The following is a 22,812-nucleotide window of genomic DNA, read 5'->3' as shown; positions in this document are numbered from 1 at the left end:
TTCTCGTCAGGAGTCTTCATGAGTGCGCAGGTCAGAAAGCGGATCGTCATCGTCGGGTTGGGAGCTGTCGGTGCGCTCGCCGCCTGGCGGCTCTCGCAGCGCGACGATGTCGAGGTCATCGGCGTGGAGCAGTACGGCAGGGTGCACGACCGCGGCTCCTACGCCGGGGAATCGCGGGTGTTCCGCACGGCCTACCACGAGGGTGGCCGCTACGTGCCGATGCTCCAGGAGTCGCGGCGGTTGTGGCGTGAACTCGAGCAGCAGTCGGGCCGGGAGCTCTACCTCGAGGTGGGCGCCCTGTCGATCGCCCAGCCCGACCGCGTGGAGATGCGCACGACGCTCGACACCGTGCGCGAGTTCGAGCTGCCGCACACGCTCTACGACACCGAGGAGCTGCGGCGCGCCCACCCGCAGCACAACGTGCACAACGGCGACGTCGGCGTGCTCGACCACCACGGTGGCGGCATCCGTCCCGAGGTGTCGCTGATGGCAGCACTCGACCTCGCCGAGGCGGCCGGTGCGCAACTGCACTTCCACGCCCCGGTGCTGTCGATCGAGGAGGAGCCCGGTGGTGTCGTGGTGCGCACCCCGACAGGGGCGATCAGGGCCGACACCGTGATCCTCGCCTCCGGGTCGTGGTCCACGCGACTGGATGGCCGACTGCGCGACCTGCTGCGGCTGCAGGTCCTGGGCCTGACCTGGTTCATGCCCACGGACATCGCCGACTTCCTTCCGGAGCGCTTCCCCGCCTTCCTGCGCGATGTCGGACCCGTGCACTTCTTCGGGGCGCCGAGCCTCGACGGCTACTCGATCAAGGCCAGCAGCAACCCGACCTGGCCGGTCGCCCGCGATGTCGATGAGGTCCCCCGGGAGTACACGCGCCACGAGCTCGCGAAGATCGGGCAGCAGGCGAAGGAGTTCTTCCCGACGGTGAACCCCGAGCCCGTGCGCTCCAGCGTGCATCACTGCGCCTACACGCCCGATCGCACCCCGATCGTCGATGTGAGCGGGAGCGAGCGGGTCGTGACGGTGACCGGACTCTCCGGGCACGGCTTCAAGTTCGCGCCCGTGCTCGGGGAATGGGCGGCACGGCTCGCCATGCAGCCGAGCGATTCCGACATCGATCCGCACTTCGCCCTGGCCGCCCACCTCGACCGCCTGGCGAAGATCGGCCCGTACCGTGGCGGAGGCCACTGAGCCGTGCTTCGTGAGCCCTGCACCCGGGCGGCGTGCTTCGGTCACGGACCGGCAAGGGCACCGCACGGGCAGTCAAATCGCGCTCGCCCCTCGAGCGCAGACTCGAACTGCGCGATGAACCTGTCGCGCACCCCATCGTGAGGAGACAGTGATGTCGGAGATCGCCCCGGTTCTGGATGAGGCCGCCCTGCTGGAGCGCGTCGGCGCACCGGAAGGACAGGGTCGCGAAGTGGTCGACGCGGCGACGCGGGAGCCCATCGGTCGCGCGCCCGTGCACACGGTCGAGGAGCTCGACGCCGCGGTCGCGCGCGCCAAGGCCACTCAGCCCGCGTGGGATGCGCTCGGGCATGCGGAGCGCAGCGCGCTGCTGGTCCGCGTCGCCGATGCGATCGACGCGAACGCCGAGCCGCTCGCGCGGTTGCTCTCGCGCGAGCAGGGCAAGCCGCTCAACGGACCGAACGCCCGCTTCGAGGTCGGGGCGTGCTCGGCCTGGCTGCGCACCGCCGCCGCGACGCCGCTCGAGGCGGAGGTCGTGGTGGACGACGGCGAGACCCACGCCGAGCTGCACTACCGGGCGATCGGCGTGGTCGGTGCGATCGGGCCGTGGAACTGGCCGCTCATGATCGGCATCTGGCAGATCGCCCCTGCACTGCGCATGGGGAACACGGTGGTCGTGAAGCCGAGCGGCTACACGACGCTGAGCGTGCTGGCTCTGATCGAGGTCATGAACCAGGTGCTCCCCCGCGACGTGCTGATCGGGGTGGCCGGCGACCGCGAGGTGGGAGCCAGGATCGCCTCGCACCCCGACATCGGCAAGGTGATGTTCACGGGGTCGACCGCGACCGGCCGCAGCATCGTCGAGAGCTCGGCGAAGAACCTCGCCCGCCTCACGCTCGAGCTCGGGGGGAACGACGCGGGGATCGTGCTTCCCGGTGTCGACGCGGCGGCCATCGCGCCGGACCTCTTCTGGGGTGCGTTCATCAACACCGGTCAGACCTGCGCGGCACTCAAGCGGCTCTACGTGCACGACTCGGTCTACGACGAGGTCGTCGAGGCCTTGGCGGATGTCGTGCGTCAGACCCCGATGGGCAACGGCCTGGATGAGCAGAACGTGCTCGGTCCGCTGCAGAACCACGCGCAGTTCGAGATCGTCCGCGATCTGGTCGAGGACGCCGCTCGCAAGGGCGGACGGATCGTCACGGGGGGAAAGCCTGCGACCGAGCTCGGCGAGCTCTTCTATCCGGTCACACTCGTCGCCGATGTCGCCGACGGGGTGGCCCTCGTCGACGAGGAGCAGTTCGGGCCGGCCCTGCCGATCATCCGGTACACCGATGTGGAAGACGCCGTGGCCAGCGCCAACGGTCTCGACGTCGGTCTCGGTGCGTCGGTCTGGGGCGAACGCGAAGAGGCGCGGAAGGTCGCCGCGCGCATCCAGGCGGGAACGGTATGGATCAACTCGCACGGCGGAGTGCATCCGATGATCCCGTTCGGCGGCCACAAGTCCTCGGGCTACGGCCTCGAATTCGGCGTCGAGGGGCTGAAGTCGGTCGCGGTGCCGCAGATCATCAACGGCTGAGCGAAGGGTGCGCGACCGAGCGGTCGCGCACCCTTCCGCAGAAGGTCAGCTGATCGCGACGCGGATGCGCTCGGCGAGGAACTCCAGGTCGGCCTTCGTGAGGTCGGTCACCGCATACGCGGTCGGCCAGACGGTGCCGTCGTCGAGGTTCGAGAGGGGCTCGAAGCCGAACGTCCCGTAGCGGACCTTGAACTTGCTGGCCGGCTGGAAGAAGCACAGCACCTTCCCGTCGCGACCCCACGCCGGCATCCCGTAGTAGGTGCGGGGGACGAGTTCGGGGGCGACCTCGGAGACGAGCGCGTGCAGCTTGTTCGACAGCGCCTGATCTTCGGGCGTCAGCTTCTCGATGGCCTCCTTGATGTCGGCCTCCCCCGCGGCCCGCAGCTCCTCCGGGGACTTCTTCGCGCGGGAGCGCCGCGTGCGGGCCTCTTTCGCGGCGGCCTGCATGGCCTCGCGTTCCTCGGCGCTGAAGTTCTTCGTCTCTTCGTGCTTCTCGGCCATGATCGGTCCTCTCGATGTGCTGCCGGTGTGGAGATCACATTACGGATGCCGGACACCGGTGCGCTTCTCGATTCGTGATCGATCTCCGACGCGCCGCTGCCGACTGCCAGACTGACGCCATGACGACTGTCTTCCTGGGCCGTATCCGTCCACTCGCGCCGCGAATCGACATCGAGGTCGAAGCCATGGCGGTCGACGACGGCATGATCGTCGCTCTCGGGTCGGCAGACGAGATCCGACGCAGCGATCCCGAAGCCGAAACGGTCGCGCTCGACGGGTGGGTCATGCCCGGACTGATCGAACCGCATGGACACCCCGGATTCTCCGCGATCCTGCTGTCCGATCTGGTCGTCGACCTCCGTCCCGTCGTCATCCCCGATGCTGACGGCGTCCTCGCCGCGCTCAGGACGGCGGTGGCGGATGCCGGAGGGGAAGCCGTCTTCGCGAACGGGTGGGATGCGCTGCTGCAGCGCGGACTCCCCGACCCCGACATCCGCTTCCTCGACGATCTCGCCGGCAGTGTGCCTCTCGTCGTGATCCACAACTCGGGCCACTCCGTGTACTTCAACACGGCGGCCGCGCTCGCTGCGGGCCTCGACCGGAGCACCCCGGATCCGGTCGGCGCCTCGTTCGTTCGGGATGCAGAGGGAGGGCTCACCGGTGTCGCACTCGAGGCGGCCGCCGTCGAGATGGTGGTCGCCCCGATGCTCGCGAAGGCGCAGCAGCATCTTCCTCGCATCCTTCCCGCGCACCTGCGCGATCTGTCCTCCCGCGGCATCACCACCGTGTCCGACCTGTCGTGGAATCCCGGGCTCGATCCGCTCATCGATGCCCTCCGTGCGCAGGGCGCGATGCCCTTGCGGCTGCGGTGGTACGAGATGTCGCGTCCGGGCGGGGCTCCGTCCGTGCGAGGAGGCGAGGATCCGGTCTTCCGTCAGACCGGGGTCAAGACCTGGTCGGACGGTTCGCCGTGGGTCGGGAACATCGCCACGTCGTTCCCCTACCTCGACACCCCGGCGACCCGGGGGCTCGGACTCGAACCACACCACATCGGGCACGCGAACTACACGCCGGATGAGCTGTCGGCCATCGCCGAGCCCTACGCCGCCGCGGGCTGGCAGCTGGCCTGCCATGTGCACGGCGATCGTGCGATCGACGCCACGCTCGACGTCTACGCGCAGATCATCGCGCGGCACGGCCTCACCGATCACCGGTTCCGGCTGGAGCACTGCGGAGCCATGACGCCTGCGCAGTTCGAGCGTGCGGCGTCGCTCGGCGTCACCGTGAGCCTGTTCGTCGACCACATCACCTACTGGGGCGAGGTCCTCGTCGACGACCTCTTCGGTGCGGAGCACGGCGGTGCCTGGGCGGACGCCGGTGCGGCGTTCGCGGCCGGACACCGCGCGACATTCCACAACGACGGATGGGTCACCCCGAACGAGCCGTTCCGCAACATGGCCGTGGCCGAGACCCGCACCACTCGCAGTGGCTACCGGATGCCGGGCGGCACGGTGGTCACGAGGGAGCAGGCGCTCCTCGCGCACACGGCCAATGCGGCCTGGCAGCTGTTCAGCGAACATGAGGTGGGCGCGCTCTCTCCTGGGCTGTTCGCGGACTTCATCGTCGTTGACCGCGACCCCGTCACCGTCTCCTCCGAAGACCTCGCCGCGACGCAGGTGTCCGCGACGTATGTGGGCGGTGTCCGCGTGGTCTGACGCGCGGTCATCGAGGGGCTTCGTCGGCGGCTAGTGTGTGATCCATGGACCTGCGTGTCGCGGCGTACGCGGTCGTCACCGATGACGACGGGCGGCTGCTGCTGGCGCGTTGGACCGAGGGCCGCCGCGTGGCGTGGACGATGCCGGGCGGTGGGCTCGAGGCCGGCGAGTCGCCGGAGGATGCCGTGCGCCGTGAGCTCCGCGAGGAGACCGGCTACACGGTGAAGGTCGGAGAGCTCCTCGGCATCCACTCCCGTGTGATCCCCGCGGGGCGTCGCGTGCAGAAGGCGGCGGATCCGCTGCACACCCTGCGCATCCTCTATCGCGCCGAGGTCACCGGCGGCAAGCTGCGCTTCGAGACCGGGGGCTCGACGGACATGGCGGAGTGGTTCCCCCTGAAAGCCGTCGCGGAGCTGCAGCGGGTCAAGCTGGTCGACATCGCCATGCGGATGGCCGGCATCATCTGACCGGTCAGCGATCCTCGGGGACGGAGATGTCGGCGACGGTGGCCCCGTAGGCGGCGATCAGGTCGTCGGCGTCGACGAACAGACTGTACCCGTGTGCTCCGGCGCCCATCGCGATGCGCTGGCCGACGATCGACTCATCGGCGTAGATCGGCCAGTCGGTGGTGCTGCCGATCGGGACGATCGTGCCGCGTTCGTAGCCGGTCGCCGCGAGCGCCAACTCCGGCTCCGGCAGTCGCAGCTTGTTCACGCCGACCAGGGCGCGCAGCTTCGGCCACGAGATCGAGCGTCCCCCCGGTACGAGGGCGAACAGGAAAGTGTCGTCCGAGCGCTTCACGACGAGCGTCTTCACGATGCCGGACGGCGGGATCCCGAGCAGTTCGGCAGCCTCGACCAGGCTGCCGGCAGCGGGGCGTTCGCGGATCTCGATGTCGAGGTCCCGCGCCGCCGCCGCCTCGCGGATCCGCGCATGCCGATCGCCTCCGCCACCAGAGGCGACGGAGGCGGGATCAGACAGGTTCACGCGTCGGGTGCGGCGAGCGGGTCGTCCGCGACCCAGAGCTCGTCGTCTGCGCGCAGCGCCTGCCACGCGGCGTAGAGCACGCCGACGGCCGCGGCAGCGCCGAGGACGATCGCGATGATCGAACCGAGACCAGGTCCCGACTTCTGCGGTGCGGCCTTGCGCACCTGCACGGCGACGCCGTGGCGCTTGGCGTTCGCGACGTCCCACGCGGTGAGCGCCGAACCGACGACCCCACCGACGATCGGCACGAACTTGTCATCGACGACGTGCTTGCCGAGCTTCACGCCCCGGTCGACGACGGGGGCGACACGACGGTTGTACGTGTCCTGGATGACCGGGACGACCTGCTCGCGATTGAGGTTGCCGAGCTGACGACCGGCCTCGCGGGCGACATCGGCGGCGTGACCGACGAGCACCTGCTGGTTCTCCCAGAGCTGGTTCGCGTCGTTCTGAAGACGACGCAGTTCCTTCTTCCGCTTGCGGCTGAGGCTCACGATGCTCTCCTGTCCATTGGAGTACGGGTTCCCCATCTTGCCACGAGAGGCTGGATGCCGGGCGGGAATCGCCCGGCCCTTGCTTCTTCGTCTGATCAGGGGTAGTCACCACGGCCAACTCACCGGAAGCTCTGCGAGAATGGGCACATGGCTCACGCTTCTCATGTCGCAACCCTGCACACCAACCACGGTGACATCGTCATCAACCTCTTCGGTGACCACGCCCCGAAGACGGTCAAGAACTTCGTCGGCCTCGCCGACGGCACCCAGGAGTGGACCGATCCCGCCACCGGCAAGCCCGGTGAGGGAGCTCTCTACAAGGACGTCATCTTCCACCGCATCATCCCGAACTTCATGATCCAGGGCGGCGACCCGCTCGGACAGGGCGTCGGCGGCCCCGGCTACAACTTCGACGACGAGATCAACATGGAGCTCAACTTCAACGAGCCCTACATCCTCGCCATGGCCAACGCCGGCCTCCGCCGCAACGCCATCACGGGCAAGCCCGAGGGCACCAACGGCTCGCAGTTCTTCATCACCACCGACCCGACGCCGTGGCTGCAGGGCAAGCACACGATCTTCGGCGAGGTCGCCGATGACGCCTCCCGGGCCGTCGTCGACGCGATCGGCGCCGTGCAGACCGGTGCGGGTGACCGTCCCGTCGAGCCGGTCGTGCTGCAGTCGATCGACATCGTCGCGGCCTGACGACAGCTGCGGCCGATCCGGATGACCACGCCTGAGTTCACGAGCAATCGCGACAACTTCTGCTACCGGCATCCGGATCGGCAGAGCTTCGTGCTCTGCCAGAGGTGCATGCGCACCATCTGCCCCGAGTGTCAGACCCAGGCGGCCGTCGGGGTCATCTGCCCGGAGTGCATGAACGCCGACCGCAAGAACCGGACGCCCGCGCAGAAGAAGGCGGCACGTCGGTGGGGTGGCCGCAGCGGCGGAACCATGGCGATCGCCCGCAGCGGCAAGCCCGTCGTCACCTACGCCCTTCTGGCCCTCACCTCCTTCATCGGGCTGGTGCAGCTGATCCCCGGCTTCAAGGAGCCGATCATCCAGGCCCTGGGGTTCTACGCCCCGTACCTGTACCCGAACCTCTTCGCCCTCCCCTTCGAGCCCTGGCGGCTCCTCACCGTGCTCTTCGTGCACGGCAGCTTCATCCACCTGGCACTCAACATGCTCGCGCTGTGGATGCTGGGACAGAGCCTCGAGCCCATGCTCGGCCGCGCCCGCTACCTCGCGCTGTATCTGATCAGCGGCCTCGGCGGGTCGGTGATGGTCGCCATCCTCGCGCCCGGCACCTGGACCGTCGGAGCATCCGGAGCGATCTTCGGACTCCTGGCATCGCTGCTGATCATCGGACGCCACATCGGCGCGAACGTGACCGGGATCCTCGTCATCCTCGGCATCAACTTCGCCTTCGGCTTCTTCGCCGGGGGAATCTCCTGGCAAGCGCACCTGGGCGGTGCCATCGTCGGCGCCCTCGTCGCCCTCATCCTGGTCAAGACGAAGCGTCGAGATCAGCGCACCTGGCAGATCGTCCTGCTCTCCGCACTCGTCGTCCTGTTGATCGTCATCGTGGCGTTCGTGCCGCAATGGATCCTTTTGTCCTGATCCCGAGTTGTTAACAGGGTTGTTAACCCCTGTGAATAACATCGGTGTAATTCTCCCCAGGCTGTGGAGAGTCCTGTGGATAACTTCCGCTCTCGGGGACTTGTGGGACGGGTGCAGGGCTGTTCCCTTCGCTCGCAGAGCGGGCACCCTCCCCGCTGCGCGGGTCCCCTCCCGATGCTCGCGCCGGGAACAACCCTGCACCCTCACGTGAGTCCTCTTTCGCTCCAGGCATGAGAAAGGCCCCCTCGCGATGCGAGAGGGCCTTTCGACGTAAAGGGGGCGTCAGCGCCAGCGGGTGGTCATCAGGAAGCCGATCAGTGCGATTCCGAGCCCGATGGCGAGGTTCCAGTTGTCGAGGCCCGGGATCGGGAACTGCATGCCGGAGATGTAGAAGACGAGGATCCACGCGAGGCCGAGCAGCATGAAGCCGATCATCACCGGCTTGAACCACACGGCGTTGGGAGCGGCGTCGCCTTCGGCGCGCTCGACGGCGGGTTCTTCGGTCTTGCGGTCACGTGCCATTCCGTCATTGTACCCATGACACCTGTCATCCGACGAGGCCGCGATGCCGCTCGTTCCGGGGATGCCGGAGCATCCGTCCAGCCTTCCCGGATATGATCGCGGCATGACTGCTTCCGTCGTGCCTGGGGGGCGACGCCCGCGGCGAGAGAGACCACGCTCTCGCGCGACTTTCGCGAGCGTGCTCGGCGAGCTGCTCCTCACCGCCGGAGTGCTGGTTCTGCTGTTCGTCGCCTGGCAGATGTGGATCGGCGACATCATCATCAGCGCCCAGAAGAACGACGAGGGCGCGGCGGTGTCGCAGGAGTGGGCGCAGGCCGAGGCTCCCGAACTCCCTCCCGTCGTCGAGGGCGATGACGGAACCGTCGCGTACGTGCCCCCGGTTCCCGCCGCGCCGGCCGACGGCGAGCAGTTCGGGCAGATGCAGATCCCGCGTTTCGGTGCCGACTACAACTTCGGGATCTACGGGGGGACGAGCCGCGCTCGCACCCTCGACCAGAAGGGGATCGGCGTCTACACGAACTCGAAGATGCCCGGAGAGGTCGGCAACTTCTCGCTGGCAGGACACCGCACCACCTGGGGCAAGCCCTTCAATCAGCTCGACAAGCTGCAGCTCGACGACGCGATCGTCGTCGAGACGCCCGACGGCTGGTACACCTACCGCTTCCGGACGCTCGAGTACGTCAAGCCGTCGCAGACCGACGTGCTCGCCGATGTGCCGCAGATGCCGGAGCAGCAGACAGGTGAGCAGTACATCACCCTCACCGCATGCTCGCCGCTCTACTCCCTCGCCGAGCGCATCGTCGCGTACGGTGTCTTCGAGAGCTTCCAGCCCCGCGCCGAGGGCCCCCCGGCCGCGCTGACCGATCCGCCGCCCCCGCCGGCCGCACCGTCCGTGTGATCGTGGACGTCCACAAGGGAGAAGACTGATGTACGCCGCACTCTGGCGACTGCTGCCTGGCCCGTGGTGGCTGCGCGTGATCATCCTGCTCGTCCTCGTCGCGGCCGTCCTCTACGGGCTGTTCTGGTACGTCTTCCCGTGGGTGAGCCCCCTCATCGCTCCCGGCGAGGTCGACGTCGAATGACACGAGTTCTCGTGGTCGACAACCACGACAGCTTCGTGCACACCCTCGTCGGCTACCTCCGCGAGCTCGGGGCCGACACCGTGATGATCGAGTCCGATGCCACGGACGCGGTAGAGCTGGAGAGGATGCTGCCACAGTATGACGCGCTGATGCTCTCCCCCGGTCCGGGGACCCCCGCGGATGCCGGCGCCTCGCTCGATGCGGTGCGCATCGTCGCACGGCTGCGGATGCCGACGCTCGGCGTGTGCCTCGGGCATCAGACGATCGGCGAAGCCTTCGGCACCCCGGTCTCACCGGCGCCGGAGCTCATGCACGGGATGGTCTCTGCGGTCACGCACGACGGCTCGGCGTTGTTCGCCGGCATCCCCTCGCCGTTCGATGCGGGTCGCTACCATTCCCTGGCGCTCGCGGCGGCCGACCTTCCCCCCGAGATCGCCGTGACGGCCTGGGCCGAGAACGGAACGGCGATGGCGCTGGCGCATCGTGATCTGCCGCTGCTCGGCGTGCAGTTCCACCCCGAGAGCGTCCTGACGCAGGGCGGCTACCGGCTCCTGGCGAACTGGCTGGAGATGTGTGGCGATGAAGAGGCCGTCGCCCGCTCGGAGCATCTGCACCCTCTGTCGACGTGACGGCCGAGAGGGTGCTCCTCCGACATCACAACTAGCCCGTGCAGTACCGGAGCTCGACCGGTGAGCCGATCGGCACGTCTCCCGGTGCCACCGACATGGAGTGGACGGTCGGGGGCTCGGTCGCCGGGCAGTCCGCTGTCTCCACCGGGACGGCGACAAGGCCGAGATCGGTGAGGTTCGTGGTGGCGGCATCGACGGTCCAGCCGACGAGGTCCTTCAGCGTCATCTTGCCACTGGCCACGACGAGGTTGATGACCGTCCCCGGGTCCAGTTCGGTGTCGGCCTTCTCGCTCGCCGAGATCACCGTGTTCGCGGCCAATGCCTTGTCGTTGCGTTGGATGACGGTGCCGAGTTCGAGGCCGGCGGCGGCCAACGCATTCGTGGCATCGTCGAGTGCCATGCCCTCGAGCTTCGGCATGACCACCGTCTCCTCGCCGGACGAGACGTGCAGCGTCACGGTGGAGCCCGCCTCGACGGAGACCCCCGCTTCGGGATCGGTGCTGATCACGTTGCCCTCGGCGATGTCGGAGCTCGACTCGATCACGATCTTCGACGTCAGGTCGAGCTTGGCGAGGTCGTCCTGTGCGCGCTCCGATGACACGTTCACGAGGTTCGGGATGATCCGCGACGTGCTCGGCACCTCCGGCGGGCGCATGCTGATCGTGACGACCCAGAAGAGGACGGACGCCAGCAGCACGGCGAGCAGGGCGACTCCGGCCCAGATCCACGCCACGGGTGGGCCCGACTGCGTGCGGGTCATCGTCGTGTCGCTGCTCAGCTGCCGCAGCGATCGCGCGGTCTCCTGCGCCTGCCGCGGACTCGGACCGTACAGTTCGCTGGTCAGCGCGCCGAGTTCCTTGCGCGTCGGCGCGTTCCCCGTCACGGCGGCGTCGAGCGCGGCGCGGAAGTGCGCGGCGTCCGGGTACCGCTGGTAGGGGTCCTTCGCGAGCGCGCGCAGCACGATCGGGTCGAGGGCACCGGGAGCGTCCTCGTTCACCTCGGTCGGCGGCACGGGGGTCTCGCTGACGTGCTGGTAGGCCACGGCCACCGGCGACTCTCCGCGGAACGGCTGGCGTCCCGTGAGCAGTTCGTAGAGCACGACGCCGGTCGAGTAGAGGTCGGCACGGGCGTCGACGGGCTCGCCCTTCGCCTGCTCCGGCGAGAAATAGGCGGCGGTGCCGATGATCTGCGTGGTCTCGGCCACGGTCGATGAGGAGTCGGAGACGGCGCGGGCGATGCCGAAGTCCATCACCTTGACCTGACCCTTGTCGGTCACCATGACGTTGCCCGGCTTGATGTCGCGGTGCACGACACCCGCGCGATGCGAGTAGTCGAGAGCTTCCAGGATGCCGTCGACGTAGTGCACGGCGTCTTCCACAGGCACCGGGCCCGCCGCGATGATGTCCTTGAGCAGCGTGCCCTTGACGAGCTCCATCACGATGTAGGGCGGTTCGCTCGAACCGCTGTCGTTGCTGGAGGGGTCTCCGGCGTCGAAGACACGGACGATCGACGGATGGGACATCCGTGACGCGGCCTGCGCCTCCAACCGGAATCGCGTGCGGAAGGCGGTGTCGCGAGCAAGTTCCGGATCGAGGAGCTTGATCGCCACCTCGCGCCCGAGTGTGAGGTCGTACCCGCGGTAGACCTTCGCCATTCCGCCATGCCCGATGAGCTCGTCGACGCGGTACCGGCCCGCGATGACTCGTGGCTCTGTGGACACGGATGACCCCCCTGAAAACTACGGTGACTGAACTGGAACTACAGGCTACCCGTCGGCGCCGTCTTCGCCGTCCCCAGGGGCGGGTGCGGCGACGATCGGGACCGAGAGCGGCGGCGACGCGGCCGAGGTGCGCTGGTCGCCGCCCGAGCACATGCCCTGGTAGGTGACGATGAGCTGCTGACCGGCGGCGTCGGCCACCTTCACCTGCGTGTTGCGCTGCGTCGGCTGGAAGTTCGGGCCGCCCGACACGAAGGTGCCGTTCTGGACCGAGACGACGTAGCCGGAGAGCGTCGTGCCGCTGGGGCAGGTGAATCCGGTGCCCCAGGAGATGGTGACGGTGCTGCCGGCGACCGGCTCGCCCGTGATGGTGGGGGCGTCGGTCGGGGTCGGCAGGGCGGCGCGGGCTGCGTAGATCGTGAGGGTGATCGCCTGCGTCGTCTCGACGTTCCCGGTGGGGTCGACGCGGTACACGGTGCCGACCTTGTCGTCGGAGGGTGCGGGGTCGCCTTCGGGGCAGCTGATGCTGCTGTCGAAGCCGGCCTCGTTGAGCGTGGACGTCGCCGTGCCGCAGTCCATGCCGACCAGGTTCAGCGCATTCACGTTGACGCGCGTCACCTCGGGCGTCGGGGTGGTGGGGGGCGGCGTCTCGGACTGCGTCACCGACTGGCTCGGCGACTTCGACGGCTTCTCGGCGCCGTCATCGCCCTGGTTCGCCAGCATCGCCCACAACGTTCCGCCGAGCACGATCACGAGCAGCGCGATCAGTGCGATCAGCGGCCACGTCCACGGGCTGCGCTTCTTCTTCTTCTTCTCCTCCGCAGCAGCCTCCTCGGTGGGCAGCTGAGCGGTGGTGGGAAGGATGCGTGTCGTGCCGTCGTCGCCCGAGGCCGTCAGCATGCGGGTCGCATCGTCGCCGCCGGCGACGCCGCCGGTCGCGATCGCGGGGACGGCGATGGCCGCGGAGTTCAGGTCGCCGCGGCGAAGAGCCTGCGCGGCACGCGCCACCGTCGCGGAGGACGAGGGCCGGTCGGCGGGCTTCTTGGCGATCATCGCCATGACCAGGTTCTGCACTGGGATCGGCACGGTCGGCGGCAGCGGCGGGGGCTGCTCGTTGATCTGCGCCATCGCGATCGCCACCTGCGATTCGCCGGTGAACGGGCGCTTGCCCGCCAGGCACTCGTACGCGACGATGCCGAGCGAGTAGGTGTCGGTCGCGGGCGACGCCGGGTGTCCTGACGCCTGCTCGGGCGACAGATACTGCACGGTGCCCATGACCTGGCCGGTCGCGGTGAGCGGCACCTGGTCGGCGATGCGGGCGATGCCGAAGTCGGTGATCTTGACGCGCCCGTCGGGCGTGATCAGCAGGTTGCCGGGCTTGATGTCACGGTGCACGAGGCCTGCGGCGTGAGCGGCCTGCAGCGCGGAGGCCGTCTGGGCCACGATGTCGAGCGTCTTGTCGGCACTCAGCGCGCCGTCGCGTTCGAGCACGGTCGAGAGCGCCTCGCCGGGCACCAGCTCCATGACGAGGTAGGCACTGCCGTTCTCCTCGCCGTAGTCGAACACGCTGGCGATGCCCTCATGGTTGACGAGTGCGGCGTGCCGGGCCTCTGCCCGGAAACGCTCGAGGAACCCGGGGTCCCCCATGTACTCGTCCTTGAGGATCTTGATGGCGACGGTACGTCCGATGACGTGATCCGTCGCTTCCCACACCTCGCCCATGCCACCGATCGCGATACGCGACTGCAGCTCGTAACGACCACCGAACGACACACCCTGCGTCGGCCTCATCTGCCCAGCACCGCCTCTATGACCTTCTTCGCAATCGGAGCGGCGATGGTGTCGCCGCTGCCTGATTGTCCCTGTCCGCCGCCGTCTTCGACGACGACCGCTACTGCGACCGCGGGGTCGTCCGCCGGCGCGAAGCCGGTGAACCACAACGTGTGCGGCCTGTTTCCGTTCTCTGCGGTGCCCGTCTTACCGGCCACGTCGATCCCGTCTATTCTTGCACCCTGGGCAGCGCCCGTAGCGACGCTCGCGACCATGGCCGAGGTCACGTCGTTCGCCACGCCGGCCTCCATCGCACGACCGAACTCGCTCTCCTGGAACGCTCGGATCACCGAGAGGTCGTTGCCGATCACGGAATCCACCATCTGCGGGTTCATCACGACCCCGTCGTTGGCGATGCCGGCAGACACCATGGCCATCTGCAGCGGGGTCGCGGTCACCTGCCCCTGCCCGAAACCGGTCAGCGCGGTCTGAGCGTCATCGAGGGCTCGCGGGTAGCTCGACGGCGTCGACTTCAGAGGCGTCTCGAAGGACTGGTTGAAGCCGAGCTTCTCGGACATCTCCCGGATCGCATCGTCGCCGAGCTCGACCGCGAGCTCCGCCATCGGGATGTTGCAGCTGAGGCGGATCGCCTCGGCGATCGTGACCGTCTCTCCGGGGCCGCACGTGCCTCCCCAGGCGTTCGAGACGCGGTTGGACGAACCGGGAAGGGTGTACAGGGCGGGGTTCGGCAGGGTCGAGTCGGGCGTCCAGTTGCCGCTCGCGTATGCCGCCGCCGCGACGACGACCTTGAACGTGGAGCCGGGAGGATTGAGATCCCCGCCGATCGCGCGATTGGAGAGCGGCTTGTTCGGGTCGGCGACCAGCTGGTCGTACGTGGCATTCGCGGCATCCGCGTCATGGGTCGCCATCAGGTTCGTGTCGAACCCGGGGGTCGAGGCCATCGCCAGGATCCGTCCGGTCTTCGGGTCCATCGCGACGACGGCGCCCTTGAGGTCGCCGAGGGCTTCGTACGCGGCCCGCTGCGCCGCGGTGTTCAGGGTGAGCTCGACGCTGAAGCCGCGCTGCGGCTGGCCGGAGAGGATGCGCTCCACCTCGGCGAAGAAGGCGTTCGACCCGGTGCCGGAGAGGTCGGCGTTCATCGCCTGCTCGATGCCCGTGGTCGAGCCGAGCGCCGGGTTGAAGTACCCGGTCACCGGCTCCCAGATCGGCGCATCCGCATAGACGCGCTGGAACTGGTACTGGTCGTCGGCGGGCACCGAATTGGCGATGGCGACGCCGTCGACGATGATCGATCCGCGCTGGATCTCGTAGCTGTCGAGCCGGGTGCGCTTGTTGTGACTGTTCTGGGCGAGGCTGTCGGCCTCGACGACCTGGATCCAGCTGGTCGCGGCGAACAGTGCGATGAACATGAAGAGCATCAGGATGCTGAGGCGGCGGAGTTCCTTGGTCATGTCAGCCGATCACCACCCTCGGCTGACGGCGTACGCCGTCGGAGATGCGCAACAGCAGTGCCACGATGAGCCAGTTCGCCACGAGCGAGGATCCGCCGGCGGCGAGGAACGGTGTGGTCAGGCCCGTCAGCGGGATCAGGCGGGTGACGCCGCCGACCATGATGAACACCTGCAGGGCGATCGTGAAGGAGAGCCCGGTGGCGAGCAGCTTGCCGAAGTCGTCCTGACCGGCGAGACCGATGCGCATGCCGCGGCTGACGAACACCATGTAGAGGCAGAGGATCGCGAACAGCCCGATCAGGCCGAGCTCTTCGCCGAGGCTGGTGATGATGTAGTCGCTGTGGGCGAGCGGGGTGACCTCGGGGCGGCCCTGACCCCAGCCGGTGCCGATGAGCCCGCCGCGTGCGAGGCCGAAGAGGCCCTGCATGGGCTGGTATCCCGCGCCGTCGGGGTCGACCTGATCGGCGTCGAAGAGGAACAGCCAGTTGACGAAGCGGCCCTGGACGTAGCTGAGGATCTGCGTCGCGAGCGCGACGCCGGCGACGACGAGCGCGAGTCCGATCAGAACCCAGCTCGTCTTGCCCGTGGCCACGTAGAGCATCGCGACGAACATCCCGAAGATCAGGGTTCCGGTGCCGAGGTCGCGCTGGAAGACGATGATGCCCAGCGAGATGATCCACACGACGAGCACGGGACCGAGCTCGCGCATCCGGGGCCAGGTGATGCCGAGGACGCGTTTGCCGACGGAGGTCAGGCTCTCGCGCGTACGCACCAGATATCCGGCGAAGAAGATGGCCAGGCAGATCTTGGCGAGCTCGCCCGGCTGGAATGCGAACATGCCACCCAGCGACACCCAGACCGCGGCGTTCGCGTCGGGGATGCGCAGGCCGGGGATGAACGGCAGCAACAGGAGCAGGATTCCGGCGAGACCGAAGATGTAGGTGTATCGGAACAGGACGCGGTAGTTGCGCAGCAGGATGACGACGGCGATCGCGCCGGCCAGGGAGATCGCGGTCCACGCGAGCTGCTTGGTCGAGTAGGCGTCCCACCCCGTGTTCTTGAACGCGATGTCGATGCGGTAGATCATCGCGATGCCGAGGCCGGTGAGCAGGGTGGCGATCGGCAGCACGAACGGATCGGCATCGGATGCGACGAACCGCAGCACGAAGTGCAGCGCGAAGGCGAGGACGGCGAGTCCGCCGCCGATCGCGAGGATCATCGGGTCGATCACGCCGAGCGCGCCCAGCTGCACCAGGGTGAGTGCGGCGCCGCTGATCGCACAGGCGAACAGCAGCAGCCAGAATTCGCGGTTGCGCTGGTTCTGCGGCATCCGGATGCGCTTGAGGGCCTTGATGACGCTGGTGTCGGCCGTGACGTCGGTGCTCATCCGTCACCCCCATCCGGAGTGTCGCTCGGCGTCGGCGACGGCAGGGGGAGCGGGGTCTGCTCGATCGCGTTCGCCTCGGCGCCCGCGCGGAGGCGGTCGACGATGGCCATCGCGTCCGACAGCGAGCGCGCGGTGATCGTGCGCTCGACCGAGGCCCGCTGATAGGGCGGAAGATTCGCGAGGAGGATGTCGGTGTCCTCGATCGGCGTCGACAGCGTGATCGGGCCGATGTTCTGCTGCACGCCCTGGAAGATCACGACGCTGTCCTCGTCGGCACCGATGAAGTAGCGCGTCTGCGTCCAGCTGTACGCCGCGAAGGCGGCGACGCCGAGCATCGCGATGACGACCAGCGCCCCGGCGATCCAGCCGAGACGGCGACGTTTGGCGCGCCGGCGATCCTCCTCGATGAGCTCCTCGAGGTACTCGGGTGCCGGCTCGAAGTGGCTGGGCTCGTTCGCGGCCTGACGCACCGGGTGCAGCCAGTTGCCGCGCGGCGGACGGACCGGAGGCACGTAGACGCCGTCGGGATTCGAGGCCGACCCGACGATCGTGGGCGTGCCGGAGTGGATCGGATGCTGTCCGCCGACATCGACCAGGACGATCGTGACGTTGTCGGGTGCTCCGCCGTCGAGCGCCTGCTTGAGGAGGTTGTCGGCGGTGCGGCCGGGGGCGAGACCGAGCTGCATCGCCTTGAGGATATGAGGCTCGTCGACCACGCCGGAGAGGCCGTCGGAGCACAGCAGCCAGCGGTCGCCCGGCTGCGTGTGCATGACGAACATGTCGAGCTCGGGATCGGAGTCCATGTCGCTGAGCACGCGCATGAGCACGGAACGGCGCGGGTGGTAGCGCGCCTCCTCCGGGGTGATGCGGCCCGAGTCGACCAGGCGCTGCACGAAGGTGTGGTCGGCGGTGATCTGGGTCAGCGCCTCGTCACGGTACAGGTAGATGCGCGAGTCGCCGATGTGGCCGATGACCGCGTACTCGTCGACCATGATGATCGCGCTGACCGTGGTGCCGAGGCCGGCGAGCTCCGGCCGGTCTTTCGCGGCGCGGATCAGGTCGCCGGCAGCGGTCGTCGCCGCGGCCTGCAGCGAGGCCTGCGCGTCTTCGGTCGAGGCGTACGGCTGGTCGAGGGGCTCCAGGCGCTGGATCGCGATGCTCGAGGCGACGTCTCCGCCGGCGTGGCCGCCCATGCCGTCGGCGACGACGAACAGGTTCGCCCCGGAGTAGCCGGAGTCCTGGTTGTTGGAGCGGACCTTCCCGGTGTGGGAGATCGCGACGCTCGACCCTTCGAAGACCATGCCGGGGTCAGGCTCGCAGCTCGAAGGTCGTGGCGCCCACCTTGATGGGGGTGCCGAGCGAGAGGTTCACGGGTGAGCCGGAGACGCGCTGGCCCGCGACGAAGGTGCCGTTGGTGGAATCGAGGTCCTGGATCGCCCAGCTGTCACCGCGCAGCATCAGTCGCGCGTGGTGGCTGGACGTGTAGTCGTCGCGGATCACGAGCGCCGACTCGCTGGAGCGGCCGATCGTGAGCGAATCGGCACCGAGCGGGAGTTCCAGGCCCGCCTTCGGACCCGAGGTGATCACCAGGCGCTTCGCCGTCGCGACCGTCGCCGGTCCGGTCGAGGGGCGCGACGATGACGGCTTCGCCGCGGGAGCGGCTGCCGGGGCTGCGGTCGGCGCCGGGGCCGGTGCGCCTGCCGTCGCCTCGGCGGGGAGCTTGCGCACACGCACGCCGAACAGGTCGGCGCGGAGGGAGTACACGACGCCGAACACGAAGAACCACATCAGGACGAGGAACCCGATGCGGAGAAGGAGGAGGACCAGTTCACTCATCCGAGGGCCCCGAACGCTCGGGTCGCGTCGTCGTCACGCGGAGAGGGGCGCGAGGGCGTGGCGACGGGGACGATGCGGAACACCAGATCGGTGCGCCCGATCGTGATGGTGGTGTCGGTGGGGAGGGCGGCTTCACGCAGCTTCTGACCGTTCACCTTCGTGCCGTTGGTCGAACCGAGGTCGCGCATCATGGCGCGCTCGCCATCCCACAGGATCTCGACGTGCTTGCGGCTCGATCCGGCATCCGCGATCGTGATGTCGGCGTCCGACCCGCGGCCGATCACCGTGCGGGCTCGGGAGATCGAGTGGCGACGGCCGTCGACGTCGACGACGGCCTGCCAGCTGACGCGGCCCTCGACCGTGCCCGAGCTCACGCGCACGGTGCCTGTGGCGACCTTCTCGTCCGACTCGAGGTTGATCGACAGCGGCCCGGCGAAGCTGTAACCCTGCGCCTTGGCGTGCTTGGTGAGAAGGGCGTGCAGCTCATCCGTGAGGGCGCCGCCGAGACCGCGCATCCGTTCCGAGTCGTCGGCGCTGAGACGCACGACGTAGCTGTTGGGGGCGATGATGCGATCGCGGCTCACGACGGCTGCCTTCGTATCGGCCTCGCGCCGCAGCGCTGAAGCGATCTCGACCGGCTGGATGCCGCTGCGGAAGGTCTTCGCGAACGCGCTGTTGACCGCGCGCTCGAGACCCTTCTCAAAGCTGTCAAGTAGTCCCACGGGGCTCCTCTGGCATGCCGACTGGTAGACACATCGTAGCCAGGTGTCCTGGGGGAACGCCGCCGATCGGGCCTTCGGGGCCGTGAATGTCCACAGATCATGGAGCTCGGGAGAACCGTGGAGGAGGGCCGACGGCGACCGGCGGAGGACACGGCGATGGGCGGGCGGATGGCGCGGAACCCTCCGCTCGACCGGGGAGGCTTCGGTCGGAATCCGGGCACGGCGCCCCGGTTTCATCGGCAGGCGGATCGCGTGATATCCTCGCAAAGTTGAGTTCTTCGGAACGAGACACTCGCGCGAGTGGCGGAATGGTAGACGCGCTGGCTTCAGGTGCCAGTGTCCGTAAGGACGTGGGGGTTCAAGTCCCCCCTCGCGCACAGGATGTGCGTATCGGATTCGTCCGATCTGTGTGTGAAAGTGGCCCGGTTCCTCGAGGAAGCCGGGCCTTTTCTGTGCCCGCACCGGGCGCCCGTGAGCGGAATGCTGCGCCGTCGCCCCGCGGCGTCGGACACCGCGGACCGACGAGGGGTCAGTCGGCAGGAGTTTCCGAACCTCGGTCGCCTCGTCGTCGGACGGACCGCCCCGCGGCGTCGGCGACGACATCGGTGATGAGCTCAGGGGCGTAGCGCTCGGGGGCGATACGGCTCATGCCCGCGAGCGCCACGGCGAGGAGCATGGAGCGTCGCGCTTCTGCGAGGTCCATCCCGGGAGACGACGACTGGAGTACCGCGGCGACGAGGTCGAGGCTGTCGGCGTACGCGGGTGCGAAGGCGGGTACACGGAGGGCGTGCGCCCACGCATCCGCCCACAGTCCGAGGTCCGGTGCCGCTCGGGGGTCGAGGTGGTTGGCGAAGAACTCGAGGATCGGATCGGCGGTGGGGTTCCGCGCATCCTCCGTGAACCCCGCCACCTGCTCGGCCACGTAGGTCTGCCAGGCGGCCGCCTGCAGTTCCGTCACGCTCGCGAAGTGCTGATGGATGAGTCCCGGCGATCCTTGCACCTCGAGCGCGACGGTACGGGCGGTGATGCCCGCCAGTCCGGAGCGCCGCGCGACCCGCACTGCCGCGTCCACGATGGCGGTGCGACGCTGCTCGCGCGGGAGGTAGGCCATGGCGACCCATTCTAGGCTCGCCGACCGCCACCTCCTGCTAATCTGTACACACGTACAAATTCGATGCGAGGAGATGCGGAATGCACGGCAGGACCCTCAGCGAGCTTCGCGCGGCGCTGCTCAACGTGAGCGAGGCGACTCGACGCACCGTGCGGATGCCGAAGACGATGCGGTCGGACGGGACGGACCTCGACTACCTCGGATGGAGAGACCCGAGTGCGCGACAGCGCGGGTACGTCTTCATCGAGCGGTCCGGGGTGCTGGAGGGGGTCATGCTCGTGCACTCCCGGCTCCCCGTGAGCCCGGCGCGGGCGGTCATGTGCACCCTGTGCAGGATGCCGCGGCGTTTCGGTCAGGTGATCCTGTTCACCGGCTCGTCCGGCACCTCCGATCGGAGCTTGTCGTCCCGCGGGAGCTATCTCTGCGCCGATCTGGACTGCAACATCCGCATGAACGTGCTGACACCGGGCTCGGCCTGGGAGGCGAGCCCCGAGGAGTATGTCGCTGGTCGGCGCGCGGGACTTCGTGAGCGCGCGCAGGCGTTCGTCGCCGAAGTGCTGCGACGCGAGTAGGCCAACCGCCACCGGCCCGGGCCGGCCAGGCGTGGCCTGACCGACGATCGGGCGCCGTGAGAAGATGACGCCATGCGCTCACGTCTTCGGAGTGGCTCGGGCGATGGCTGAGGCGATGCCCCGGATGCAGTCCTTCCGTCGCGCCTGGGTGCTGCTGGCCGTGCGCCTGGGATCGGTCGTCGTCGTGACGCTCGGGATGTGGCTCGTCGTCCGGGCGGCGACCGGGGTCGATGCCTTCCCGCCGAACACGATGTGGGCGACGCTGGGTCTCGTGCCGGTGAACGTGCTCTGCCTCGTGCTGGTGCGGAGGTTCCTCCGGGAGCAGGGAGTGTCGCTCGGTGCTGCGCTCGGGGTGCGGAGAGGGCGTGTCGGGCGAGACGTGCTCTGGGGACTGCTCTGGCTTTTCGTGCTCAACGTGCCCTTCATGGCGGTGGTGACGGGAACGGTGTTCCTTCTCTACGGCCGCGAGGCACCCTCCGCCTTCGCGACGATCTTCTTCGATCCCGCCTCGTCCGTCCGCATGGACCCGGTGGTACTGCTCGTGATCTCGCTCGTCGCGGTGGTGCCGTTCATGCTGATCAACGCGCCGACGGAGGAACTCGTCTTCCGGGGATACGGCCTGGACGGGATCGCGTCGCGCTGGAGTGTGGCGGCGGCGATCGTCACGACGTCACTCCTGTTCGGCGCTCAGCACATCCTCTTCGCGGCGACCGTGCCGGGGATGCTCATCTATTTCCTCGCCTTCACCGTGTGGGGTCTGTGCGCGGCGATCATCGTGCGGAGGCAAGGGCGACTCCTTCCCGTGGTCATCGCCCACTGGATCGTGAACATCACGATGTCGTCGCCCGCGATCATCCTTCCGATCCTTCAGATATCCGGTGCCATCCCGGCCCTGTGAACGGAGGCGTCAGGAGGACTCCTCCAGGGGGCCTTCGAGGATCGTCAGCACGTCGATGTCCTCGAACCCGAAGGACCTGTTGAGCGCGAGCATCGGCTCGTTCGTCAGAGACGTGTAGGTCTGCACGAACCGCGAGTCGGCGCTCTCGGGCAGACGCATGAGCTGGCGGAGGTTGGCTGATTTCAGTGCGCGCCCGATGCCACGGCCGCGGACGTGCTGCTCGACGAACGTGTCGTCCTGGAACGCGATCTCCGGGTCGGCGCGCGAGAGCAGGATCTCGGTGTAGCCGACGGCTTCTCCCTCGACCCGCGCCAGACTGCGCACCAGCGTGTAGCCCTGGTCGTGCATGCGCTGCTCGTTCCGGCGGACGGCCTCGACCTCGGCGCTCACGGCCGTGCGCGTCAGATCGCCCATCGGCACCTCGTCCGCCATTCGGGATCGGAGCAGAGCCCAGCTCTCGACGACCTTCTCGGGGCACCGTCCTGACCAGGAGAGCAGATCGACATCCGCCGGCGCGGAGCCGAGCGCGGCGAGGGCATGCGCCGACAGCGGAAGGCCCAGCACCTGCCGCCCTTCACGGATGCCGACGGTCAGTCCTTCGGAACGGGCGAAGTCGACGCCGGCGTCGGAGTACGTCTCGGCGCGCATCACCGTGGCGACGCTCCGCAGCCTCGCGCGCAGGGCGTTCAGCAGCGCTCCCCCGACCCCCTGGCGCCGGAAGCCCTCGAGGACGGCGATCTCGACATCCGCGGGTTCGCCGGGGCGCACGTGCCCCTCGGCCGCGCCGACAGGAACGCCGTCGATCTCGGCGAGGAGCAGGACCGCGACGCGGGTCGGGTGCGGCTCGCGGAATTGCGCGCACGTCGCCTCGTCGCTGCGGGACCATACGTGACGGCGGCCCACCGCGAAACCGTCACGCAGGATGCCGTTCCACCGGAGGAGGCGAGGGACGTTCCGCGGATCGACGACCTCGACGTGCACGTTCACCGGGGACCACGCTTTCG

Annotated in this window: 24 protein-coding genes and 1 tRNA gene; 12 read left to right on the top strand and 13 right to left on the bottom strand. The window is 68.5% G+C overall.

Going from position 1 to position 22,812, the window contains the following annotated elements:
* Nucleotides 1-18: 18 nt before the first annotated feature.
* A complete protein-coding gene (solA, locus tag CQ042_RS03140) occupies nt 19-1,197 on the top strand; it encodes an N-methyl-L-tryptophan oxidase (RefSeq protein ID WP_105668772.1) in 1,179 nt (392 codons plus the stop codon).
* 151 nt (nt 1,198-1,348) lie between these two features.
* On the top strand, nt 1,349-2,773 hold the full coding sequence (locus tag CQ042_RS03135) for an aldehyde dehydrogenase family protein (RefSeq protein WP_105668771.1): 1,425 nt from the start codon (nt 1,349-1,351) through the stop codon (nt 2,771-2,773).
* 45 nt (nt 2,774-2,818) lie between these two features.
* Here the strand turns inward: CQ042_RS03135 and CQ042_RS03130 are convergent, their stop codons facing one another.
* Complete coding sequence (locus tag CQ042_RS03130; protein WP_105668770.1) at nt 2,819-3,274, bottom strand: hypothetical protein; 456 nt, start codon at nt 3,272-3,274, stop codon at nt 2,819-2,821.
* Nucleotides 3,275-3,393: 119 nt separating this feature from the next.
* Here CQ042_RS03130 and CQ042_RS03125 point away from each other — a divergent pair, with 119 nt between their 5' ends.
* The gene (locus CQ042_RS03125; RefSeq protein ID WP_105669247.1) at nt 3,394-4,989 is read left to right on the top strand and encodes an amidohydrolase; all 1,596 of its coding nucleotides are present in this window, start codon (nt 3,394-3,396) and stop codon (nt 4,987-4,989) included.
* 44 nt (nt 4,990-5,033) lie between these two features.
* Nucleotides 5,034-5,456 (top strand): NUDIX hydrolase, encoded by a 423-nt coding sequence (locus CQ042_RS03120; RefSeq protein WP_105668769.1) that lies wholly within the window; start codon nt 5,034-5,036, stop codon nt 5,454-5,456.
* A gap of 4 nt (nt 5,457-5,460) precedes the next feature.
* Here the strand turns inward: CQ042_RS03120 and CQ042_RS03115 are convergent, their stop codons facing one another.
* Nucleotides 5,461-5,916, bottom strand: a complete 456-nt coding sequence (locus tag CQ042_RS03115; RefSeq protein ID WP_181157443.1) for an aminoacyl-tRNA deacylase — start codon at nt 5,914-5,916, stop codon at nt 5,461-5,463.
* A 56-nt stretch (nt 5,917-5,972) separates the two neighbouring features.
* Nucleotides 5,973-6,470, bottom strand: a complete 498-nt coding sequence (locus tag CQ042_RS03110; protein ID WP_105669243.1) for a DNA helicase — start codon at nt 6,468-6,470, stop codon at nt 5,973-5,975.
* Nucleotides 6,471-6,617: 147 nt separating this feature from the next.
* On the opposite strand from CQ042_RS03110, the gene CQ042_RS03105 reads away from it, so the two are divergent.
* Together CQ042_RS03105 and CQ042_RS03100 are read left to right on the top strand one after the other, a co-directional pair.
* Entirely contained in the window at nt 6,618-7,175 is a 558-nt protein-coding gene (locus tag CQ042_RS03105) for a peptidylprolyl isomerase (RefSeq protein WP_105668768.1), read from the top strand.
* A 21-nt stretch (nt 7,176-7,196) separates the two neighbouring features.
* On the top strand, nt 7,197-8,090 hold the full coding sequence (locus tag CQ042_RS03100; protein ID WP_105668767.1) for a rhomboid family intramembrane serine protease: 894 nt from the start codon (nt 7,197-7,199) through the stop codon (nt 8,088-8,090).
* 282 nt (nt 8,091-8,372) lie between these two features.
* On the opposite strand, the gene CQ042_RS03095 is transcribed toward CQ042_RS03100, so the two are convergent.
* Complete coding sequence (locus CQ042_RS03095) at nt 8,373-8,612, bottom strand: cell division protein CrgA (RefSeq protein ID WP_025102888.1); 240 nt, start codon at nt 8,610-8,612, stop codon at nt 8,373-8,375.
* A gap of 103 nt (nt 8,613-8,715) precedes the next feature.
* Here CQ042_RS03095 and CQ042_RS03090 point away from each other — a divergent pair, with 103 nt between their 5' ends.
* The 3 genes from CQ042_RS03090 to CQ042_RS03085 are packed head-to-tail and all read left to right on the top strand — an operon-like array spanning nt 8,716 to nt 10,323.
* Complete coding sequence (locus tag CQ042_RS03090; protein WP_105669241.1) at nt 8,716-9,510, top strand: class E sortase; 795 nt, start codon at nt 8,716-8,718, stop codon at nt 9,508-9,510.
* A 28-nt stretch (nt 9,511-9,538) separates the two neighbouring features.
* On the top strand, nt 9,539-9,694 hold the full coding sequence (locus tag CQ042_RS20250; RefSeq protein ID WP_146115332.1) for a DUF4175 domain-containing protein: 156 nt from the start codon (nt 9,539-9,541) through the stop codon (nt 9,692-9,694).
* Nucleotides 9,691-10,323, top strand: coding sequence for an aminodeoxychorismate/anthranilate synthase component II (locus CQ042_RS03085; RefSeq protein WP_105668766.1), 633 nt, complete (start codon nt 9,691-9,693; stop codon nt 10,321-10,323). Before CQ042_RS20250 ends, CQ042_RS03085 begins: the two co-directional genes overlap by 4 nt.
* Before the next feature lie 31 nt (nt 10,324-10,354).
* Here the strand turns inward: CQ042_RS03085 and pknB are convergent, their stop codons facing one another.
* From pknB to CQ042_RS03050, 7 genes are read right to left on the bottom strand one after another with little or no spacing between them, the layout of a single operon-like run.
* Entirely contained in the window at nt 10,355-12,043 is a 1,689-nt protein-coding gene (gene pknB, locus CQ042_RS03080) for a Stk1 family PASTA domain-containing Ser/Thr kinase (protein ID WP_105668765.1), read from the bottom strand.
* Nucleotides 12,044-12,088: 45 nt separating this feature from the next.
* Entirely contained in the window at nt 12,089-13,831 is a 1,743-nt protein-coding gene (locus CQ042_RS03075) for a protein kinase (RefSeq protein WP_258131986.1), read from the bottom strand.
* Nucleotides 13,828-15,282: a penicillin-binding transpeptidase domain-containing protein gene (locus CQ042_RS03070; protein WP_105668763.1), complete on the bottom strand. Its 1,455-nt coding sequence runs from the start codon at nt 15,280-15,282 to the stop codon at nt 13,828-13,830. The genes CQ042_RS03075 and CQ042_RS03070 overlap by 4 nt, the downstream gene beginning before the upstream one ends.
* Nucleotide 15,283: 1 nt before the next feature.
* Nucleotides 15,284-16,669, bottom strand: coding sequence for an FtsW/RodA/SpoVE family cell cycle protein (locus CQ042_RS03065; protein WP_105668762.1), 1,386 nt, complete (start codon nt 16,667-16,669; stop codon nt 15,284-15,286).
* Nucleotides 16,666-17,970, bottom strand: coding sequence for a PP2C family serine/threonine-protein phosphatase (locus tag CQ042_RS03060; RefSeq protein WP_105668761.1), 1,305 nt, complete (start codon nt 17,968-17,970; stop codon nt 16,666-16,668). The genes CQ042_RS03065 and CQ042_RS03060 overlap by 4 nt, the downstream gene beginning before the upstream one ends.
* A 7-nt stretch (nt 17,971-17,977) precedes the next feature.
* Nucleotides 17,978-18,505: an FHA domain-containing protein gene (locus CQ042_RS03055; RefSeq protein WP_105668760.1), complete on the bottom strand. Its 528-nt coding sequence runs from the start codon at nt 18,503-18,505 to the stop codon at nt 17,978-17,980.
* Complete coding sequence (locus tag CQ042_RS03050; RefSeq protein ID WP_181157421.1) at nt 18,502-19,227, bottom strand: DUF3662 and FHA domain-containing protein; 726 nt, start codon at nt 19,225-19,227, stop codon at nt 18,502-18,504. Before CQ042_RS03050 ends, CQ042_RS03055 begins: the two co-directional genes overlap by 4 nt.
* A gap of 294 nt (nt 19,228-19,521) precedes the next feature.
* On the opposite strand from CQ042_RS03050, the gene CQ042_RS03045 reads away from it, so the two are divergent.
* Nucleotides 19,522-19,604: transfer RNA gene (locus CQ042_RS03045), tRNA-Leu, on the top strand.
* Between the two features lie 152 nt (nt 19,605-19,756).
* On the opposite strand, the gene CQ042_RS03040 is transcribed toward CQ042_RS03045, so the two are convergent.
* Nucleotides 19,757-20,338: a TetR/AcrR family transcriptional regulator gene (locus CQ042_RS03040; protein WP_105668758.1), complete on the bottom strand. Its 582-nt coding sequence runs from the start codon at nt 20,336-20,338 to the stop codon at nt 19,757-19,759.
* A gap of 80 nt (nt 20,339-20,418) precedes the next feature.
* On the opposite strand from CQ042_RS03040, the gene CQ042_RS03035 reads away from it, so the two are divergent.
* Nucleotides 20,419-20,910: an FBP domain-containing protein gene (locus CQ042_RS03035; RefSeq protein WP_105668757.1), complete on the top strand. Its 492-nt coding sequence runs from the start codon at nt 20,419-20,421 to the stop codon at nt 20,908-20,910.
* Nucleotides 20,911-21,013: 103 nt separating this feature from the next.
* Nucleotides 21,014-21,808 (top strand): CPBP family intramembrane glutamic endopeptidase, encoded by a 795-nt coding sequence (locus CQ042_RS03030; protein WP_181157420.1) that lies wholly within the window; start codon nt 21,014-21,016, stop codon nt 21,806-21,808.
* A gap of 9 nt (nt 21,809-21,817) precedes the next feature.
* On the opposite strand, the gene CQ042_RS03025 is transcribed toward CQ042_RS03030, so the two are convergent.
* Nucleotides 21,818-22,795, bottom strand: a complete 978-nt coding sequence (locus tag CQ042_RS03025; protein WP_105668755.1) for a GNAT family N-acetyltransferase — start codon at nt 22,793-22,795, stop codon at nt 21,818-21,820.
* Nucleotides 22,796-22,812: the final 17 nt, after the last annotated feature.

The organism is Microbacterium sp. MYb62 (assembly GCF_002979475.1).
In the GTDB taxonomy this organism is placed as follows: Bacteria; Actinomycetota; Actinomycetes; order Actinomycetales; family Microbacteriaceae; genus Microbacterium.
The sequence above is the reverse complement of the archived record's forward strand: the minus strand, read 5'-3'. Positions and strand labels throughout refer to the sequence as shown.

Excerpts from the sequence above, each read along its gene's own strand:
- solA (WP_105668772.1), top strand. The coding sequence starts at position 19 with ATGAGTGCGCAGGTCAGAAAGCGGATCGTCATCGTCGGGTTGGGAGCT.
- CQ042_RS03090 (WP_105669241.1), top strand. The coding sequence starts at position 8,716 with ATGACTGCTTCCGTCGTGCCTGGGGGGCGACGCCCGCGGCGAGAGAGA.
- CQ042_RS03075 (WP_258131986.1), bottom strand. The coding sequence starts at position 13,831 with ATGAGGCCGACGCAGGGTGTGTCGTTCGGTGGTCGTTACGAGCTGCAG.
- CQ042_RS03085 (WP_105668766.1), top strand. The coding sequence starts at position 9,691 with ATGACACGAGTTCTCGTGGTCGACAACCACGACAGCTTCGTGCACACC.
- CQ042_RS20250 (WP_146115332.1), top strand. The coding sequence starts at position 9,539 with ATGTACGCCGCACTCTGGCGACTGCTGCCTGGCCCGTGGTGGCTGCGC.
- CQ042_RS03040 (WP_105668758.1), bottom strand. The coding sequence starts at position 20,338 with ATGGCCTACCTCCCGCGCGAGCAGCGTCGCACCGCCATCGTGGACGCG.
- CQ042_RS03120 (WP_105668769.1), top strand. The coding sequence starts at position 5,034 with ATGGACCTGCGTGTCGCGGCGTACGCGGTCGTCACCGATGACGACGGG.
- CQ042_RS03105 (WP_105668768.1), top strand. The coding sequence starts at position 6,618 with ATGGCTCACGCTTCTCATGTCGCAACCCTGCACACCAACCACGGTGAC.
- CQ042_RS03065 (WP_105668762.1), bottom strand. The coding sequence starts at position 16,669 with ATGAGCACCGACGTCACGGCCGACACCAGCGTCATCAAGGCCCTCAAG.
- CQ042_RS03055 (WP_105668760.1), bottom strand. The coding sequence starts at position 18,505 with ATGAGTGAACTGGTCCTCCTCCTTCTCCGCATCGGGTTCCTCGTCCTG.
- CQ042_RS03135 (WP_105668771.1), top strand. The coding sequence starts at position 1,349 with ATGTCGGAGATCGCCCCGGTTCTGGATGAGGCCGCCCTGCTGGAGCGC.
- CQ042_RS03125 (WP_105669247.1), top strand. The coding sequence starts at position 3,394 with ATGACGACTGTCTTCCTGGGCCGTATCCGTCCACTCGCGCCGCGAATC.
- CQ042_RS03100 (WP_105668767.1), top strand. The coding sequence starts at position 7,197 with ATGACCACGCCTGAGTTCACGAGCAATCGCGACAACTTCTGCTACCGG.
- CQ042_RS03035 (WP_105668757.1), top strand. The coding sequence starts at position 20,419 with ATGCACGGCAGGACCCTCAGCGAGCTTCGCGCGGCGCTGCTCAACGTG.
- CQ042_RS03130 (WP_105668770.1), bottom strand. The coding sequence starts at position 3,274 with ATGGCCGAGAAGCACGAAGAGACGAAGAACTTCAGCGCCGAGGAACGC.
- CQ042_RS03030 (WP_181157420.1), top strand. The coding sequence starts at position 21,014 with ATGGCTGAGGCGATGCCCCGGATGCAGTCCTTCCGTCGCGCCTGGGTG.
- CQ042_RS03095 (WP_025102888.1), bottom strand. The coding sequence starts at position 8,612 with ATGGCACGTGACCGCAAGACCGAAGAACCCGCCGTCGAGCGCGCCGAA.
- CQ042_RS03060 (WP_105668761.1), bottom strand. The coding sequence starts at position 17,970 with ATGGTCTTCGAAGGGTCGAGCGTCGCGATCTCCCACACCGGGAAGGTC.
- CQ042_RS03070 (WP_105668763.1), bottom strand. The coding sequence starts at position 15,282 with ATGACCAAGGAACTCCGCCGCCTCAGCATCCTGATGCTCTTCATGTTC.